Origin of the sequence: Micromonospora sp. NBRC 101691 (assembly GCF_030269285.1) — a bacterium.
GTDB classification, from domain to species: domain Bacteria; phylum Actinomycetota; class Actinomycetes; order Mycobacteriales; family Micromonosporaceae; genus Micromonospora; species Micromonospora echinospora.
Genome location: NZ_BSTB01000008.1, coordinates 16,664 through 35,732 on the forward strand (window position 1 = coordinate 16,664; position 19,069 = coordinate 35,732).

At 72.8% G+C, this 19,069-nt stretch carries 12 protein-coding genes; 4 read left to right on the plus strand and 8 right to left on the minus strand.

Features of this window, described 5'->3' with window-relative positions; all coding sequences use genetic code 11:
• Positions 1–55: 55 nt before the first annotated feature.
• Both QSK20_RS14435 and mshB read right to left on the minus strand, forming a co-directional pair.
• The gene (locus tag QSK20_RS14435) at positions 56–499 is read right to left on the minus strand and encodes a hypothetical protein (RefSeq protein WP_285789320.1); all 444 of its coding nucleotides are present in this window, start codon (positions 497–499) and stop codon (positions 56–58) included.
• Between the two features lie 17 nt (positions 500–516).
• Positions 517–1,437, minus strand: a complete 921-nt coding sequence (gene mshB, locus QSK20_RS14440) for an N-acetyl-1-D-myo-inositol-2-amino-2-deoxy-alpha-D-glucopyranoside deacetylase (protein ID WP_285789130.1) — start codon at positions 1,435–1,437, stop codon at positions 517–519.
• 119 nt (positions 1,438–1,556) lie between these two features.
• Between mshB and QSK20_RS14445 the strand changes: the two genes are divergently transcribed.
• Complete coding sequence (locus QSK20_RS14445; protein ID WP_285789131.1) at positions 1,557–3,695, plus strand: S9 family peptidase; 2,139 nt, start codon at positions 1,557–1,559, stop codon at positions 3,693–3,695.
• Between the two features lie 71 nt (positions 3,696–3,766).
• Here the strand turns inward: QSK20_RS14445 and QSK20_RS14450 are convergent, their stop codons facing one another.
• From QSK20_RS14450 to QSK20_RS14475, 6 genes are all read right to left on the minus strand, one after another.
• On the minus strand, positions 3,767–5,503 hold the full coding sequence (locus QSK20_RS14450) for an ABC transporter substrate-binding protein (RefSeq protein WP_285789132.1): 1,737 nt from the start codon (positions 5,501–5,503) through the stop codon (positions 3,767–3,769).
• A 91-nt stretch (positions 5,504–5,594) separates the two neighbouring features.
• On the minus strand, positions 5,595–6,581 hold the full coding sequence (locus QSK20_RS14455) for an ABC transporter permease (protein ID WP_285789133.1): 987 nt from the start codon (positions 6,579–6,581) through the stop codon (positions 5,595–5,597).
• Positions 6,582–6,591: 10 nt separating this feature from the next.
• Complete coding sequence (locus QSK20_RS14460; protein WP_285789134.1) at positions 6,592–7,599, minus strand: ABC transporter permease; 1,008 nt, start codon at positions 7,597–7,599, stop codon at positions 6,592–6,594.
• Positions 7,596–8,675 (minus strand): ABC transporter ATP-binding protein, encoded by a 1,080-nt coding sequence (locus QSK20_RS14465; RefSeq protein ID WP_285789135.1) that lies wholly within the window; start codon positions 8,673–8,675, stop codon positions 7,596–7,598. The genes QSK20_RS14460 and QSK20_RS14465 overlap by 4 nt, the downstream gene beginning before the upstream one ends.
• Positions 8,672–9,760, minus strand: coding sequence for an ABC transporter ATP-binding protein (locus QSK20_RS14470; RefSeq protein ID WP_502888903.1), 1,089 nt, complete (start codon positions 9,758–9,760; stop codon positions 8,672–8,674). Before QSK20_RS14470 ends, QSK20_RS14465 begins: the two co-directional genes overlap by 4 nt.
• A gap of 298 nt (positions 9,761–10,058) precedes the next feature.
• Complete coding sequence (locus QSK20_RS14475; RefSeq protein WP_285789137.1) at positions 10,059–13,844, minus strand: S8 family serine peptidase; 3,786 nt, start codon at positions 13,842–13,844, stop codon at positions 10,059–10,061.
• 177 nt (positions 13,845–14,021) lie between these two features.
• On the opposite strand from QSK20_RS14475, the gene QSK20_RS14480 reads away from it, so the two are divergent.
• The 3 genes from QSK20_RS14480 (at position 14,022) to QSK20_RS14490 (ending at position 19,063) form a co-directional block, all read left to right on the plus strand.
• Positions 14,022–16,940, plus strand: a complete 2,919-nt coding sequence (locus tag QSK20_RS14480; protein ID WP_285789138.1) for a helix-turn-helix transcriptional regulator — start codon at positions 14,022–14,024, stop codon at positions 16,938–16,940.
• A 104-nt stretch (positions 16,941–17,044) separates the two neighbouring features.
• Positions 17,045–17,593, plus strand: coding sequence for a Uma2 family endonuclease (locus QSK20_RS14485; protein WP_285789139.1), 549 nt, complete (start codon positions 17,045–17,047; stop codon positions 17,591–17,593).
• Positions 17,594–17,626: 33 nt separating this feature from the next.
• Complete coding sequence (locus tag QSK20_RS14490) at positions 17,627–19,063, plus strand: TldD/PmbA family protein (RefSeq protein ID WP_285789140.1); 1,437 nt, start codon at positions 17,627–17,629, stop codon at positions 19,061–19,063.
• Positions 19,064–19,069: the final 6 nt, after the last annotated feature.

Sequence of the window (19,069 nt, forward strand, 5' to 3'; positions counted from 1 at the left end):
CGCCCTGGCGGCAGGCTTCCTGGCAGGAATATCTACCACCCGGGCGGGGTCGGCGTCACGTGTCCGTTCGGGCCGGCGGGGCCAGCATCAGTCGGAAACCCAGCACGGCGAACGTCATCGCGCCCGCCACGATCATCGCCAGGCCGACCCAGTTGTCCCCGGAGAGAAGCACGTCCCCCTCGTCCGTGCGCCCGGCCGCCACCACCATCATCGCGAACCAGGGCACCGCCGGGAGCACCACCGCCCACCGGCGTCCCACGGTGACGTGGGCGAACCAGCCCAGGGCGACGTTCGCCACGATCACCACCAGCACCGACACGCCGATGAGGTGACCGCCCACCCGGACCCCGGCGAGCACCAGCTCCACCACCGCGGTCAGCGCGCCTCCGAAGACGGCCAGCGCGCCACCGGCCACCCGCAGCACCAGGTCGAGCACCCGCACCGCCCGTCCGGGTGGCGACGGCGGCTCGACCTGGTCCGGCTCCGGAGTGACCGACATCGACGCGGTGGGCAGGGTCACCGGGAACCGGCCGGCACGGCGGCGTCCTGCGGTGTCGTCGTGGTCAGCCCGGCGAAGAGGTCGTCCTCCCAGCCGTACGGGCCACTGCCCGGTCCCTTCTCGCCGACCGCGAGGAAGAAGTACTCCACGCCCATGAACTCGCTGCCGAAGTTGCCGGCGATGGAGTACAGCCAGGAGGTCTCCGGGATCTGGGTGGCGTGCGCCCGCATCGCCGCCTCCTTGGCGACGTGCTGGTCGGTGGCGTCGATCCGCGCCGCGATGTCCTTGTCCGGGGTGCCGAAGGGCAGCTCGGAGAGGTCGGTGACGTCGGCGAAGGGGTTGTCCGACGAGTCGGCGAAGTGGGTCAGGCCGGCTTCCAGCACGCTGATCGGCATCGCCGTCCAGTAGACCTTGGCCGGGGCGAACCCCTCGGCCCGGGCCAGTTCGACGGCCCGCATCGCCACCCGGTGCGCCTGGATGTGGTCGGGGTGGCCGTAGAAGCCGTTCTCGTCGTACGTGACGAGGACCTGGGGGCGGACCTCCCGCATGATCTCCACCAGGTGCCCGGCGGCCTCGTCGAGGTCGGCCTGCCAGAAGGCGCGGGGATGCTCGTTGGTGGCCAGACCCATCATGCCGGAGTCGCGGTAACGCCCCGCGCCGCCGAGGAAGCGGTGGTCGGTGACGCCGAGCGCCGCGCAGGCGGCGGCCAGCTCCGCGATCCGGTACCCGCCGAGCTGGTCGGCCTCGGCGGCGGCGAGCCCGGCCAGCTCCGGCACGTGGATCTCACCCTCCTCACCGAGGGTGCAGGTCACCAGCGTGACGTGGGCACCGGTGGCGGCGTAGTGCGCCATCGTCGACCCGGTGCCGATCGACTCGTCGTCGGGGTGGGCGTGGACCAGCAGGAGCCGGCGGTCGGGCAGCGTCGTCACGCCGGTCACTCTAGTCGTCGCGGCGTCCGACGTCGGCTCCGACGCGTACCGCGCAGGTCGGCGGCGGGTTCGGACGCGTACAGGCAGGTCGGCCACATCGCCCCCGGTCCGCCTCTACGATCGGCCGTGTGGACTATCCGGAGCTGGCCGCCCGCACCCGACGGTTCAGCCACGGGGCGCCGCGCGCCGTCACCGTGGCCGACGACGGGTCGTGGGTGGTCTTCCTGCGTTCGGCCGGTCCGCAGGACCCGGCCGACGCGCTCTGGCTGCTCGACGTCGCCTCCGGCGAGGAGCGCCTGGTGGCCGACCCGGCCGTGCTGCTCGGTGACGACGCGGCGGCCGGCGACCTGCCGGCGGCGGAGCGGGCGTTGCGGGAACGGCTGCGGCTGAGCGCGGGGGGCATCGGCTCGTACGCGACCGACCCGGCCGCCCGGGTGGCCGTCTTCACGCTCGCCGGCCGGCTGTTCCGGGCCGACCTGGTGCACGGCGACGTGGTCGAGGTGACCACCGCCGGCCCGGCGATCGACCCACGGCCGGACCCGACCGGGCAGCGGGTGGCGTACGTGACCGACACCGGGGCCACGACCCGCCGGGGCGAGCTGCGGGTGATCGACCCGGACGGGTCGGACACCATGCTGGCCGGCGAGGACTCCGGCGTGACCTGGGGAATGGCCGAGCACATCGCGGCCGAGGAGTTCCACCGGTTCCGGGGCTACTGGTGGGCGCCGGACGGCCGGTCCATCCTGGCCGCCCGGGTCGACGAGTCCCGGTTGACCCGCTGGCACCTGCACGACCCGGCCGACCCGACGAGCCCGCCGGTCAGCGTCGCGTACCCGGTGGCCGGTGGCCCGAACGCGGAGGTGAGCCTGCACCTGCTCGACCTCGACGGCGGCTGGGTCGACGTGCACTGGGACCGGGAGACCTACCCGTACCTGGCCGCGGTGGACTGGGTCGACGGCGGACCGCTGATCACCGTGCTCCGCCGGTCGCAGCAGCACGGCCTGGTGCTGGCGGTGGACCCGCGCACCGGGGAGACGCAGGTGCACGCCGAGCTGGCCGATCCGCGCTGGGTCGACCCGATCCCGGGCACCCCGGCCCACCTGCCGGACGGCCGGGTGCTGGTCGGCGGTGAACTGGCCCACGACGGGTACGACGCCCGGTGCCTCTTCGCCGACGGCACCCTGCTCACCCCGCCCTCGCTCTACGTACGGCGGGTGGTGGGCCGGCTCGCGGCCGGCGGCGGCCCGGCCGACCTGGTGGTGGAGGCGAGCGACGGCGAGCCGAGCCAGCGGCACCTGTTCCGGGTCCGGACGGTGATCGGGGGCGGGGTGGACGCCCGCCGGCTGACCCAGGACGAGGGCTGGCACACCGCCGCCGTGGGTGGGGACGTGCTGGTGGTCGGGTACGCGTCGCTGGACCATCCGGGTGTGCGCTGGACGGTGCGCCGGGGCGACGCGGAGGTCGCCACCCTGCGCTCGTACGCCGCCGACCCGCCGTACGCGCCCCGACCGGCCCTGGAACGGGTGACCGACCGGCAGTTGCCCGCCGCGGTCCTCTACCCGGGCAACCACGTCGCCGGGCGGCGGCTGCCGGTGCTGCTGGACGTCTACGGCGGCCCGGGGCACCAGGAGGTGGTGGCCGCCCGGGCGGCCTGGCTGGAGCGGCAGTGGTGGGCGGACGCGGGCTTCGCGGTGGTGACCGTCGACAACCGGGGCACGCCGGGCGTGACGCCCTCGTTCGAGAAGGTGATCCACCGGCGGGTGGCGGACGTGGTCCTCGCCGACCAGCTCGACGCGCTGACCGCGTTGGCCGGTAAGCATCCCGATCTCGACCTGGGCCGGGTCGCGGTGCGCGGCTGGTCGTTCGGGGGCTGGCTCGCGGCGTTGGCGGTGCTGCGGCACCCGGAGCGGTTCCGGTGCGGGATCGCCGGGGCGCCGGTGACCGACTGGGCGCTGTACGACACCGCGTACAGCGAGCGCTTTCTCGGCCTGCCGGACGAGGGGACGGACGTCTACAGCCACCACAACCTCGTCGAGCTGGCCGCCGAGCCGCCACGCGCGGACGACCTGCGTCCGTTGCTGCTGGTGCACGGGCTGGCCGACGACAACGTGGTGGCCGCGCACACGCTGCGCCTCTCGGCGGCGCTGCTGGCCACCGGTCGGCCGCACGCGGTGCTGCCGTTGACCGGGGCGACCCACATGGCGGCCGGTGGCACCGCCGAGCGCCTGCTCCGGCTGGAGCTGGACTTCCTCCGTACCCACCTGTGAGCAGGGGCCCCCTGTTCGGCAAAAAGCGCGAACAGGGGACCCCTGCCATCACCCCGGCGGAAGCCGGTCGGTTACTGCTTGACGTGCACGTTCACGAAGGACGGGTAGCCGAAGATGCTGGAGATGAAGATCCCGCCGACCTTGGAACCGTGCAGGTAGTAGCCGTTCTCCACGAACAGCGGCACGGCCGGGGCCAGCTCCTTCATGATCCGCTCGTCGAGCTTCGCCCACTCCGCGCCCTGCTCGGCGACGGGCAGCGCGAGCACCCGGTCGAACTCGGCGTTGATCGCGTCGTTGTTAACGTACGACGTGTTGCTGTTGTTCTCGGCCTTGATGGTGCGACCGTCGAAGAGCACCGGCAGGATCGCCGCACCGCTGGGCCAGTCCGCGGCCCACTGGTCGGTGTAGAGGTCCCAGGGGTTGTCCTTCTTGCCGACCTCGTCGAGCTTGGCGTCGGTCGGGATGGTCTTCACCGTGATCTTGAAGCCGGCCTTCTCCAGGTTGCCCTTGATCTGGGTGGCCAGCTCGGTGGAGTCGTCGCTGATGCCGAGCACCAGCTCCGGGGTCTTACCGGCGAGCAGCTCCTTGGCCTTCTCGATGTTGCCGTTCGGCCCGGCCGGGTAGACGTCGTGCTTCTGGTAGCCGATCGTCGACGGCGGCAGCAGGCTGGTGACCGCGCGGGCGGACGCCTCGCCGCCGTACGCCTTGATGAACCCGTCCCGGTCGATGGCGTAGTGGAGGGCCTGGCGGACCGAGAGGTCGGTGACCCGGCTGGTGTTGATGCTCAGTCGCCAGAGGCTCGGGGTCGGCCCCTGCACACTGCGCGGCTTGAGGGCGGCGTCACCGGTGACCCGGGCGACCAGCGCGGCGGGGACGCCGTTCCAGGCCAGCGCGGACTGGTCGTCGCCGTTGTCGGCGATCACCCGGTTGGCGCCCGCCTCGGCGTCCGGGCCGAAGTTCCAGACGATCCGGTCCGGGTACGCGTGCCGCACCGGGTCGGTGTTCGCGTCCCAGTGCTCGTTGCGCTCCATCACCACCTCGACGCCGGCGGTGTGCTTGGTGATCTTGTACGGCCCGGAGGAGAAGGGCTGGTTGTCCAGGTTTACCCCGGTGTCCTTCTCCGGCTTCAGCGGCGCGGTGTACGGCAACGAGGCGGCGAACGGCAGGTCGCAGTGCGGCTTGGCGAACTCGAACCGCAGGGTCTTCTCGTCCGGGGTGGTCAGGCCGGGCGGCAGCGCGGTCTTGTTGGCCTTGAAGTCCCACTTGGTGTCGTACTGCGGGGTGTCGGCCAGCCACTCCTGGAGGTAGGTCGGGCCGCCGGTCAGGTCGGGGTCGAAGGAGCGGGCGATGCCGTAGGCGATCTCCTTCGAGGTGATCGGGCTGCCGTCCTCGAACTTGACCCCGTCCTTGACGGTGAACTCCCAGACCTTGCAGTCGGAGTTCACGTCCTTGCCGGGGGTGGTCGCCAGGTCGCCGACCAGGGTGACCTTGCCCGAGCCGTCGTCCTTGAACGTGGTCAGGGAACGGCTGTAGAGCGGCGCGGCCATCAGGCCGACGAACGAGTAGACCCGCTGCGGGTCCATGTGCGAGATCTTGGTCTCCCGGATCACCCGGAAGGTCCCGCCCTTCGCCGCGCCCGACACCTCCGGGGCCGGCCCCATCGACTCCTTCGGGTCGGTGGCGATCGAGCCACTCTGCACCCGGTCGGAGTCGACGGTGCCCTCGGTGCCCGTGTTCTCGCTGCACGCCGCCATGGCCGCGAGCAGTGCGAGCGCTCCGCCAGCGGCGGCTGCCCTCTTCAGGCGCATCTCGCGCCCTCCTCCCCTGCCTGTAAGAAATCTACGAGTGGTGTAACAGAACCGATGGATACTTTTCCACGGGTGGAACGAGGTCGATGCCTTATCGCAACCGCACCCGGGGGTCGATCGCCGCGTAGAGCAGGTCGACGACGACGTTCGCCAGCACGATGAAGACCGCCGAGATCAGCACCGTGGCCATGATGGTGGGCAGGTCACCGGAGCGGACCGCGTCGACGGCGGTCCGGCCGAGCCCCTGGATGCCGAAGGTCGTCTCGGTGATCACCGTGCCGCCGAGCGCGCCGCCCACGTCCAGCCCGGCGATGGTCACCACCGGGGTGATCGCGGCGCGCAGCGCGTGCCGCCCGTACACGGTGCGTTTCGGCAGGCCCTTGGCGCGGGCGGTGCGGACGAAGTCCTCGGAGAGCGTCTCCAGCATCTGCGCCCGGGAGAGCCGGGCGTAGATCGCGGAGAAGAGGAAGGCCAGCGACACCCAGGCGAGCACCAGCCCGCTGGCCCACTTCACCGGGTCGTCGAATATCGGCGTGTACCCCGGCACCGGGGTTATCCGCAGCTGGTACGTGAAGATCAGCAACAGCACCGCGCCGACGAAGTAGAGCTGCAACGACGCCCCGGCCAGCGAGAAGCCGATCGCCGCCTTGTCCAGCCAGGTGCCCCGGCGCAACGCGGAGACCATGCCCAGTCCCACGCCGACCAGCAGCCAGAGGATCGCCGCCGGGAACACGATGCTCAGCGTCACCGGCAGCACCCGGACCAGCGTGTCGGTGACCGCCTCGTTGTTGACGTACGACCAGCCGAGGCAGGGGGCGTCGCACCGGCCGCCCTGGGCGCTGCCCAGGTCCCGCCCGGTGACGATGCCCTGCATGTAGTTGGCGTACTGCTGCACCAGCGGGTCGTTGAGGCCCAGCTCGTCGCGGACCCGTTCCAGCCGCTCCGCGTTGCAGTTCTTCGGGCACATGCCGCTGACCGGGTCCCGGGGCAGGGCGAAGAACATCAGGAAGCTGAGCACGCTCACCGCGAAGAGGGTGGTCACGGCGCTGAGCAGCCGGCGAATCAGGAATCGCGTCATCGGGGCCTTCCTACCGGGACGACTTCGGGTCGAGCGCGTCGCGCAGCGAGTCACCGAACAGGTTGAACGCGAGCACCAGCGCGAAGATCGTGATGCCCGGGAAGAAGACGTACGCCGGGTCGGTCTGGAGGTACGGGATACTCTGGAAGATCATCCGACCGAAGTCGGCGGTGGGTTCGAGGATGCCGATGCCGAGGAAGGACAGCGCCGCCTCACCGGTGATGTACTGCGGCACCGCCAGCGAGAAGGCCACCAGGATCGGCGCCCAGAGGTTCGGCAGGAGCTGCCGGAACACCATGTGCCCCAGCCCCGCGCCGCTGGCCCGGGCCGCCTCCACGAACTCCCGCTCGCGCAGCGAGACGACCTGACCCCGGACCAGCCGGGCGGTGCTGGTCCAGCTGAACGCGGCGAAGACGCCGATCAGGACGGCCACCTGGAACCAGGCCGGCACCTCCTCGCGCGGCCCGTAGAAGCGCAGCGCCACGGTCGGCACCACGGCCAGCGCGAAGATCAGGAACGGCAGGGCCAGCGCCACGTCGGTGATCCAGCTGATCACCGTGTCGACCATCCCGCCCAGGTAGCCGGCGAGGATGCCGGCGACCACGCCGATCGTGGTGGTCACCACGGCGGCGGCGAACGCGATGAAGAGCGAGGTGCGCAGCCCGTACACCATCCGGATGAAGATGTCCCGGCCGAGCCGGGGCTCCAGCCCGAACCAGTGGTCGCCGCTGACCCCGCCGACGTAACCCAGCGGCATGCCGTTGCCGTCCAGCAGCTCCTGGAACTGCTCGTTCGGGCCGACCCCGTACAGCTTCGAGATCAGCGGGGCGGCGAGCGCGACCAGCACCAGGAACAGCAGCACCGCGCCGCTGACCACCGCCGTGCGGTCGCGGCGCAGCCGCGCCCAGGCGAGCTGGCCGGGCGACCGGCCGACGACCTCGCGGCCCGCGCCACCGTCGCCGTCGGTCGCCGGGGCGATCTCCGCCCGGACCTCACCCTCCACCGGGGACAGGCTCATCGCGACACCTCATTCGGTACGGCCACCGCGTCGCCGGTCGACACCAGCGGCCCGGTCTCGGGGTGGTGGCAGGCGGTGGCCTGCCGGCCGCCCTCCCTCGGCACGAGGGCGGGGGTCTCGGTGGCGCACCGGTCGGTCGCCTTCCAGCAGCGGGTCCGGAACCGGCAACCCGACGGCGGGTCCAGCGGCGTGGGCACGTCCCCGGTGAGCCGGATCCGGCCCTCCGCCCCCTGACCGCTGACGTCCGGCACCGCCGACAGCAACGCCCGCGTGTACGGGTGCTGCGGGCGCTGGTAGATGTCGTCCCGGTCGCCGATCTCCACGATCCTGCCGAGGTACATCACCGCCACCCGCTGGCTGAAGTGCCGGACCACCGCCAGGTCGTGGGCGATGAACACGAACGCCAGCCCCAGGTCGCGTTGCAGCCGGCGCAGCAGGTTCACCACCTGCGCCTGGATGGAGACGTCCAGCGCCGAGACCGGCTCGTCGGCCACGATCAGCTTCGGTTCCAGGGCGAGCGCGCGGGCGATGCCGATGCGCTGCCGCTGGCCGCCGGAGAACTCGTGCGGGTACCGGTTGTAGTGCTCCGGGTTCAGCCCGACCAGTTCCAGCAGCTCCCGCACCCGGTTCCGGACCCCGCCGGGCGGCTTGATCCCGTTGACCTCCAGCGGCATCGCCACGATCCGTCCCACGGTGTGCCGGGGGTTCAGCGACGCGTACGGGTCCTGGAAGATGATCTGAAGGTCCTGGCGCAGCCGGCGCAGGTCCCGTCCCCGCGCCCGGGTGATCTCCTGCCCGGCGAAGGTGACGCTGCCGGCGGTGGGTTCCATCAGGCGCACCAGCATCCGGCCGGTGGTGGTCTTGCCGCACCCGGACTCCCCCACCAGGCCCAGGGTCTGCCCCGCGGCGACGTCGAAGTCCACACCGTCGACCGCCCGTACCACTCCCGAACGGCGCAGGCCCTCCCGCACCGGGAAGTGCTTGGTCAACCCGGTCACGCGCAGCAGCGGCTCGCCGGGGCCGCCCGTGGACGCGCCCACCGGCCCGGCCGTCGGGCTGCTCGTCGGGGCGCTCATCGCGCCACCCCCACACGCTCGGCCTCGTCGGCCCAGATCCGTGCCCGCTCGGTCGTCGACAGGTGGCACGCCACCCGGTGTCCCGCGTCGTCCACCGGCGCCAGCTCCGGCACCTCCGTGCGGGACCGGCCGTCGGTCCGGTCCGCCCACCGGCACCGGGGGTGGAACGCGCAGCCCGACGGCAGGGCGATCAGGCTGGGCGGGTTGCCGGCGATCGGCCGCAGGTCCGCGTCCGCGTCGCCGTGCAACGACGGCACGCTGCCGAGCAACCCCCAGGTGTACGGGTGCGCGGGCGACCGCAGCACCTCCGTCACGCTGCCGTGCTCCACCGCCCGGCCGCCGTACATCACCAGCACCTCGTCCGCCACCTGACTGACCACGCCGAGATCGTGGGTGATCAACACGATCGCCGAGCCGAACTCCTGCTGGAGGTCGGCGAGCAGGTCCAGGATCTGCGCCTGCACCGTCACGTCCAGGGCCGTGGTCGGCTCGTCGGCGATCAGCAGCTGCGGGTCGTTGACCAGCGCCATCGCGATCATCGCCCGCTGCCGCATCCCGCCGGAGAACTCGTGCGGGTACTGCTCGGCCCGTCGCCCCGGCTGCGGGATCCCGACCCGGTCCAGCATCTCCACCGCCCGGGTCCACGCCGCCCGGCGGCCCACCTTCGGATGGTGGACCCGGTACGCCTCGGCGATCTGCCGGCCAACCGGGTGGAACGGGTGCAGCGCCGACAGCGGGTCCTGGAAGATCATCGCCACGTCCCGGCCGCGCAGCCGGCGGACCTCCGCCTCGGGCAGGCCCACCACCTGCCGTCCGCCGACCTCGATCTCGCCGGAGACGGTGGTCCGGCGCGGATCGTGCAGGCCCAGAACGGCCAGCGAGGTCACGCTCTTGCCCGATCCGGACTCCCCCACGATGCCGAGGGTCCGGCCGCGCTCCACCGCGAACGACACCCCGTCGACCGCCCGCACCACGCCGTCCTCGGTGTCGAACCGCACCCGCAGATCGGTGACCCGCAGGTACGGTCCGCTCGCGGTACGCTGCCGGGGCGCGTCCCGACGGTCGCCCGGCCCCTCGGCCGGCATCGACTCGGGTCTCTTCACGACCGACCGCCCCCCTGGTTGACGAAGAGAACTTGCAGCAGATCCCAGAGGGTGAAAATAAGCTACAAGCAGCCGTCCTGTCAGCCGTCGATCCCGTAACGAGTCGGCATCGCCGCCCTGGACACCCCACGACGCTCCGACGAGCGGCTCACCCCCGGCGGTCCCGCCGACGCCCACGCCGAACGGGCTGCACCGGCAACAGCGTGCCAGCACAGCCCGTTCGGGTTGGAAGGATCATTTCGCGGCGCACCCGGTCTCACGACCGGGAGTCACCCCAGGGTCACGGCTTCCGCCAGGGGTCGACGTAGGCCACGGTGGTGAAGTCGATCTCCGGCTCCCAGGGCAGCGACCCGCCGGTCACGCTCGACCCGGTCACGAAGATCCGGACCCCGGCGTCCGGGGTGCTGTCCACGACGACCCCGTACGCGTTGTCGGTGCCGCCGCCGGGCATGCCGTCGTACCGGCCGGTCCACGTCACCTTCCCGCTCGCGGTGTCGTACGCGATCGTCAGGTAGTCGTCGTCGACCATCACGGACCCGTCGCCCCCGCTCTCGCGGTCGGCGCTGCCGCCGGTGACGACGACCCGGCTCCCGTCCGGCGTCACCGCCAGGTCCCAGGCCGCGTCCACGCCGTTGATCTGCCCGTTGTGGCGCTGCACCCACGACCGCTTCCCGGTGGCGGTGTCGTAGGCGAGCGTGACGAAGTCGGCCTTCGTCCCCTCGCCCTCGCTGTCGCCGGTCACGAAGAGCTGGCGGCCGTCCGGGGTGAGCCCGAGCGCGCGCGGGGTGTCCGTGCCGTGCCCCGGGCCGTCGTAGCGGTCCGTCCACAGCTCCCGGCCGGTGGCCGGGTCGTAGGCGATGGTGACGAGGTCGTTGCCCGTCTCGTCGGTACCGCTGCTCCCGGTGACGAAGACCGCCGCCGGGGACGCCACGACCTTGCTCGGGATGTCGATGCCGTTCGACGTGCCGTTGTGCAGGGCCGTCCAGAGCTGCGCGCCGGTGCCGGCGTCGAACGCCACGGTGCCCCAGTCGGTCAGACCCGTGTCCACGCCGCTGGTCTGGCCGGTGACGAAGACCTTGGACCCGTCCGGGCTCACCCCGATCGCCCTGGCGTCGTCAACGAAGGGCCCCGGCCCGTCGTAGGTGGTCAGCCACTTCCGTTCGCCGCTGTCGGCGTGGTACGCGATCGTCAGGTAGTCCAGCTCGTTGCCGGCCAGCGTCGTGTACCCGGTCACGTAGACGCTCTTCCCGTCCGGGCTGACCGTGATCGCGTTCCCGGTGTCCGCGCCGTTCGCCTCCGTGCCGGTGTACCGCGCCGCCCAGAGCTGCCGGCCGGTCGCGGTGTCGTAGGCGAGGGTGACGACGTCACTGCCCGACTCCGGCGCCTCGCTCACCCCGGTGACGAAGAGCTTGGAACCGTCCGGGCTCACCTCGATCGCCGTCGGCTCGTCGTACGTGCCGGCGGGTCCGGCGTAGTTCGCGCTCCACAGCCGGGCCCCGGTGGCCGGGTCGTAGGCGACGGCGACCAGTCGCGGACTGGGCATACCCCAGAGCGCCTGGTTGCTCGCGCCGACCACGTAGAGGCGCTTCCCCTTCGGGTCCAGGGCGACGTGCTGCGCGATGTCGTCCAGGCCCTGGGCCCCGTAGCTGGCCGCCCACGTCTCCGGCACCGGACGCACCACCACCGGGACGCGCACCCGGTGCCGACCGTCCGACCAGGTCAGCTGGCCACCCTTGAAGGTGCCCAACGGGGCGGTGGTCCGGGTGAACGTGACCGTGAACGACTTCGTCTGCCCCGACTTCAGCGTGAGCCGCTTCGGGCTGACGGTGGCCGTGATCCCGTCCAGTCCGGAGATGGCCGGGGTGTAGGTGGCGGTCGAGCGGCCGACGTTCGTCACCTCGCGGGTCACCGTACGGGTGCCGGACAGCCGGCCGACCGAGATCGAGGGCACGTTCAGGTCACTCGGGTCGAGGGACCGCCCCGACTTGGCCAGCCCGTCACAGGTCTCGGTGGAGACGCCGTCGGTCGTGCCGCAGAGGAAGGCGAGCCAGTCCTCGGAACCGCTGTCGTACACCAGGCCGGGGTCGGCGGCGCTGGTCGGTTGGACGTGCCCCGCCCCCTGCTTGAAGATCACCGACGGGTCGGTGTTGGGCCCGTCCCGGACGTCGGAGCCGCTCGTCATCAGCGCCGACTTGATCGCCATCGGCGACCAGTCCGGGTGGAGGTGCTTCAGCAGCGCCGCGAGCCCGGCGACGTGCGGGGCCGACATCGAGGTGCCGCTCATGATGCCGAACTCGGCCCCGTTGGCGGCGGGCGGCGCGGTGGCCGCCAGGATGTCCTGTCCGGGGGCGATCAGGTCCGGCTTGAGCAGATTGCCGCCGCCGGCGTACAGCGGCCCGCGCGAGGAGAACTCGGCGACGTACGGAGCCGGAGCGTCGTACCGGAGCTTCGCCTGGCCGATCGACGCCGTCGCGCCGTCGGTGGCGGCGTAGGTCTTCACGGCCTGCCGGTCCGAGTCGGCGAGGTGCACGGTGGGCACCGCGTGCAGGTCGGCGTTGACCGAACCCGGGTCCACATTGGTCAGGACCACGCCGACGCCACCCGCCTCGGCGACGGCCAGGCTCTTGTTGCCCCGGGCGTTCCCGCCCCGGTCGCAGAGCACGATCCGGCCCTTGACCTTCGCCGGGTCGAGCACCGCCTTGCCGTCGTTGTCGCTTGCCGTCCGGCACTGCGCCAGGGCCACCGGGTCGGCGCCGGGAAGGCCCGCCGCGGTGGCGTCGACGAGGGGCGCGGAGACCGGCGCCGACGCCAGCGAGGCCCCGTTGTGGACGGCGCCGTTGCCCAGCGTCACCGAAGCCTCTCCGGTGCGGTTGTGGGTGCCGGCCGCGACCGTGGTCACCCAGGGGGACGGGTGCGCCACGGTGGCGGTGGCCGGTCCGTCGTTCCCGGCCGAGGCCGCCACGAAGATGCCCGCCTGCGCGGCGGCCAGGAACGCCATCTCGGCCGGGTCGAGGAAGTCCGTGGTGGTCCCGGAGACCGAGTAGTTGATGACGTCCACGCCGTCCGCCACCGCCTGGTCGATCGCCGCGACCAGGTCGGAGTTGAAGCCACTGGCGGTCGATCCGTCCCGGGTCGACCAGAGCGCCTTGTAGGCGGCGATCCGGGCTCCCGGCGCCACTCCGCTGACCGTCCCGAACATCTGCGCCGCCCCGGTCGCGGCGACGCCGTGGTTGCCCGCGGCCGTGGCGGCGGTGTGCGTGCCGTGGCCGTTGTAGTCACGCGGCGACAGGAACTCCCACGGCAGCTCCTGCTTGACCGCGTCGTCGCCGCCCCATCCGCCGGCGAAGTGCCGCGCCGCGACCAGTTTCCCGTTGCACATCGAACGGTCCCAGGAGCCGTCGGGGGCCGTCCCCTGGCAGCTGCCCTCGAAACCCCGGACCGGCGGGAACGGCCGGCCCCGGCCGTCGGTGTCGGCGAAGCTCCCGCTGGTCGGCCAGATGCCGCTGTCGATCACGCCGATGACGATGCCGTCACCCACGCCCGTGCTCTTGCCCCGCCCCTTGACGCCGCCGAGCTGGTCCCAGAGGCCGCCGCGCGCGTCCAGGCCGAGGAAGGACGGCGTCGAGGACGTCTGCGTCGACACCTTCCGGTCCTCGGTCACCGAGACGACGTCGGGCATCGTCCGCAGCCGGGAGACCTGGGAGTCGGTCAGCTCCGCGGCGAACCCGTCGTAGGTGTAGACGTACTCGTAGAGCTTCCGGCCGCCGCCCACCTTGCCGAGCGCCTTGTCGTGCCGGCCCCGCAGGTGCTCGGCGTACTTCTTCACCGGGGCGGAACCCGGGTCGATCTTCTGGCCGCGCTGCGGCTTCGTGGCGGCCAACCCGGCCACCTTCCCGTCGTACGTCGCGACCGGGTCCAGCGCCATCTGTACGAGGTAGGTCTTCCGCTCGTCCGTACGGCCCTTCTCCGGGGCGGCCCACGCGGCCGGGCCGTGCCACACGCCCCCGGCCAGCGTCAACGCGGCCACCGCCGTCGCCGCCGTCAATCGTCGCTGTCTCAGATCCATCCCCGCCCCTTGTCACGCTCGTGCATGTGGCGGTCGACGCTAGTGACGGCGGGGCGGACCGGGCTTCCGTACCGGATACCGATTTTTGACCTGTCGGTGTGGAGACCGGTAACAGAAGACTCAGTACCCTGAACCCGCAGGTGGATCGGGTTGACGCGGGCAGAGGGGGGTGGCCGGATGCCCTTGGGACCGCCGCACGTCGCCCCCACGGACTCCCGGTCGGCGGTGCTCGTCGGCCGCCGGGCCGAACTGGCCGCGCTGCGCGCGGCCGTCGCCGCCCCGCCCTCCCTCGTGCTGGTCGAGGGCGAGGCGGGGGTCGGCAAGAGCCGCCTGGTGGCAGAGCTGCTCGCCACAGCCGACCTGGCCGGCGTGCGCCGCCTGGTCGGCCAGTGCGAGCTGCTCCAGGAGCCCCTGCCACTCTCCCCGCTGCTCGACGCCTTCCGTCTCGCCGGCCCCGACCTCGCCCTGTCCCCGCCGGCCAACCCGGTGGTCGGGGCGCTCGCGCCACTCCTCCCCGAGGTCGCCGCGCACCTGCCCGCGCCCCTGCCCGCGCTCTCCGACCAGCTGGCCGAACGGCACCGGGTCTTCCGGGCGGCCATCGCGCTGCTCGAACACCTGAGCCCACTGGTCCTCGTCCTGGAGGACGTGCACTGGGCCGACGGCGGCACCCAGGACTTCCTCGCCTTCCTGGCCACGTACCAGCCGAGGGACCTCTCGGTGATCCTCACCGTCCGCAGCGGGGCCGGGCCGCTGCCGGTCCGGGAGGCCTTCGCCCGCGCACCGGCGCGGTCGATCCGCCTCGCCCCGCTCCGCCCGCCCGAGGTGGCGCAGCTCGCGGGCAGCATCCTGCGGGCGGACGTGCCGGCCGCCTTCGCCACCTCCCTGTACGAGAAGACCGGCGGCATCCCCTTCGTGGTGGAGGAGGTGCTCCGCACGCTCCCGGAGCACCTGCCCGCCGGCGAGATCCCCGGCCGGCCCGACGTGCTCGCCGACCTCGCCGTCCCGACGGTGCTGCGGGACGTGCTGCTCCACCGCCTCTCCGCGCTCGACCACGAGGCACAGGAGATCCTCCGCGCCGCCGCCGTCGTCGGCATGACCCCCGACGAGAGGATCCTCGCGGAGGTCACCGGTCGCGACCCGGCGGACATCGCCGGGGCCCTGGCGCAGGCGCAGGCGGCCGGCCTGCTGCACGAGCACGACGGCGGATGCCGGTTCCGGCACCGGCTGGCCTGGCAGATCGTGTACGAGTCGGTGGCCACGTCCAGTCGGCGCTGGCTGCACCTGAAGACCGCGCGGGCCCTCCAGTCGGCGGCCGGGCCCAGACCGCTGGCCCAGCTCGCCCACCATTTCCGGCACGCCGGGAGCGCCGCCGAGTTCGTGGCCAACGCGGAGGCCGCGGCGGACACCGCCCTCGCGCACGGCAACGACGCCACGGCGGCGCGGTTCCTGTTACAGGCGCTCCAGCTCGGCGGGCCGGCCGGTGAGGTACGGGTCAGGCTGGCCGTCAAGCTCGGCAAGGCAGCGGTCGACGGGCTGGCGCAGACGCAGGCCGTACCGATCCTCGAAACTCTCCTGGCGACCGAACCGCTCCCCGCCCACCTGCGCGGCGAGCTGCGCTTCGCCCTCGGGCGCCTGCTGCGCCAGCACGGCGCGGCCCGGGCGGGCTACCTCCAGATCGAACAGGCCGTCCCCGATCTGGCCGACCGGCCCGGACTGCTCGGTCGGGCGCTCGCCGCGCTCGCCGCGCCGGAGACCGTGGTGGACCGGCACTTCAGCGAGCACGCCGTCCGGTGTGACCAGGCCGAGGAGGCGGCGCGGCGCAGCGGCGAGCGGGGCGTCCACGTCGCGGTCCGCATCGCGCGGGCCTCCCTCCTGCTCGAACAGGGCGACCCGGCGAGCTGGCGGCTGATCGACGAGCTGCTGCGGGACGACGCCCTCCGGTCCGCGCCACGGGAACACGCCCGCGCCTGCCTCAACTGGGCCCAGGGCGCCCTCCACATCGGGCAGCCACGGCAGGCCGAGGCCCTGCTGGCCGAAGGACGCCGGACCGCCGACCAGGCCGAGTACCTCCGCCTGGCCGAGGTCGTCGAACTCGTGGCCGCCGCCGTCGACCACGCCCTCGGCCGGTGGAAGGGGCTGGCCGACCGCCTCCGCCGCCTGAGCGGCTTCCACCCGGCCGTCCCGCAGCCACCCCACGGCACGGCGTCCCACTTCGCCGCCGCCTCCTTCGACATCCGGTTGCTGCACGGCGCGTTGCTGGCGGCCACCGGCCCGGCCGAGGAGGCCACCGCCAGCCTGGGGGACGTGGTCGCGGTCACCGAGCGGGTCGGCGCCGTCTGGCCGCTGATCTCCGCCCGGACCACGCTGTCCCGGCTGTTGCTGACGCTGGGCGACGCCGAGGGCGCGGCCTCGGCCGCCACCGCCGCGCTCGCCGGCGTACGCGCCAAGGGGAACTGGGTGTGGGGGGCCGAGTCGGTGCTCTGCCTGACGGACGCCCTCGACGCCGTGGGCCGGGCCGACGAGGCGGGCCCACTCGTGGACGAGCTGGGCGCCGGGATCGGCGACGCCGACGCGCCACTCGCCCAGGCCGCCCTGCTCAGCGCGCGCGCTGTCCTGCTCCGCGCACGTGGCGCCCCGCAGCCGGCCGACCGGCTGCTCGTCGCGGCGTACACCGGGCTGGGCGAGGCCGGGCTGCGCTACCAGGAGGCCACGGCCCGCGAGCGCCTGGGACGCTGGCGCTGCGAGCGGGACGCCGCCGACGGCGGGCGCATGCTGGAGGACGCCCTGCGCTCCTACGGGGAACTCGGCGCGGACCGGGACGTCGCGCGGATCTGCCGGACCATGCGGAGCCACGGCGTCCCCATCCCGTACCCGTGGCGCGGTGGCCGCCCGTCCCACGGCCGGGTGCTGTCGGCGCGGGAACGCGAGGTGGCGTTGCTGGCGGCGAACGGGCGGACGAACCAGGAGATCGCCGAAGAGCTGTTCCTGTCCCGGCGCACGGTCGAGAGCCACGTGGCCAGCGTGCTGCGCAAGCTCGGCTGCCGCTCCCGCCGGGAACTCCCGGCGATGATGCCCCTCCCGGCCGACGGCGACTGACCTCCCGACGCGGTGGCCGATGAGCCCGGATCGTCGCACCCGAGGTGCGACGATGGGGCAGGCGATCACGAGAGGATTCCCGCCGGATCGAGGTGGAGGTGACCATGACCGCAGCGGTGTTCGACCACGACGGACCGTGGACGGAGGAGGAGTACCTCGCCCTCGGCGAGACGCACCAGCGCGTCGAACTCTTCGACGGGAGCCTCCACGTGACCCCTGCACCGACCCCACGCCACCAGCGCATCGCCCGCAGGCTCGGCAACGCCCTCGAACCGGCCGCCGAGGCGGCCGGGCTGGAGATGTTGGAGGCGGTGAACGTACGACTCCGGCAGGACCGGGTTCCGATCCCCGATCTCGTGATCACCGATCCCGTCGACCTCGACGAGCCGTACATCGACGCGGCCGACGTCCGATTGATCTGCGAGATCGTCTCGCCGGGCAACGCGGCCACCGACCGCGTACTCAAGATGCACTACTACGCCGATGCGCGCATTCCCTGGTACCTCCTGGTCGAGCAGGACACCGGCAGCCTGCACCTCTACCGGGAGAAGAACGGCCACTACGTCGAGGAGTCGACGGCCCGCCGGGGCGACCTGCTGGAGCTGACGGAGCCCGTGCACGCCGTCATCCGGCCGGAGACGTTGCTGGACTGACAAGTGTCGGCGGGCTCGCCTAGGGTCGAGTCCATGACCGAGTTCGACGCGGCGTCCCTCGCCGTGCAGGCCGCGCTCGACGCCGGCGCGCGGTATGCCGACGTCCGGGTGATGCACCGCCGCTACGAGTCCATGTCGGCCCGCAACGGCGAGATCGAGGAGCTGACCCAGGATTCCGACCTCGGGCTCGGGGTGCGCGCGCTGGTCGGGTCGAGTTGGGGCTTCTACGCCGTCCCCGACCTGGCCGACGCCGCCGCCCGCGACGCCGGGCACCGCGCCGCGCGGATCGCCGCGGCGAGCGCCCGGGTGCCCGGCCCACCGGTCGAGCTGGTGCCGTCGACGCCCACCACCGCCTCCTGGTCCTCCCCCTGCGAGGTCGACCCGCTCGGCGTGCCGCTCAGCGGCAAGGGCGACCTGCTGGTCGCCGCGACCGCCACGATGGCCGAGCACGGGGCTGATCTGGCCGAGGGGCTCTACCAGGTCTGGGACACCACCAAGTGGTTCGTCTCCAGCGAGGGGCACCGGATCGACCAGCACATCCGCGAGTGCGGGGCGGGCATCTCGGCCACCTCGATCGGCGACGGCGAGACCCAGCGCCGCTCCTGGCCGAGCTACCGGGGCCAGTACGGCACCACCGGCTGGGAGCTGGTCGACTCGCTCGACCTCGTGGGCAACGCCGCCCGGATGGCCGAGGAGTCCCGGGCCCTGCTCACCGCCCCGCTCTGCCCGGCCGGCGAGACCGACCTGATCCTCGGCGGCGAGCAGCTCGCGTTGCAGATCCACGAGTCGGTCGGGCACGCCATCGAGCTGGACCGGATCCTCGGCTGGGAGGCCGCCTTCGCCGGCACCTCCTGGCTGGACCTGCGCCAGCTCGGCTCGCTGCGCTACGGCTCCGAGCTGATGAACGTCACGATCGACCCGACCATCCCGGGCGCGCTGGGCAGTTTCGGCTTCGACGACGAGGGCTCCCCGGCGGTCCGCCGGGACGCGGTCCGCGCCGGCCGCTGGGTGGGGGTGCTGGCCGGCCGGGACTCGGCCGCCGTCGCCGGTCTGGGCTACGGCGGCAGCGTCCGCGCCGACGGTTGGGCCCGGCTGCCGATGGTGCGGATGACCAACGTCGGCCTGGAGCCGGGGCCGCACACCCTGGAGGAGATCGTCGAGGCGACCGACGACGGGGTGCTGATGGACATCAACCGTTCCTGGTCCATCGACGACAAACGCCTCAACTTCCAGTTCGGCTGCGAGATCGGGTGGGAGGTCAAGAAGGGCCGGCGCGGCCGGATGCTGCGCAACCCGACCTACACCGGGATCGGGCCGGTCTTCTGGCGTTCGATGGACATGCTCTCCTCCGAGATCGTCCCCTGGGGCACGCCCAACTGCGGCAAGGGCCAGCCGGGCCAGGTCGGGCACACCGGCCACCCGGCCGCCCCGGCCCGTTTCCGCAACGTCCGCGTGGGGGTGACCGCGTGAGCGCGA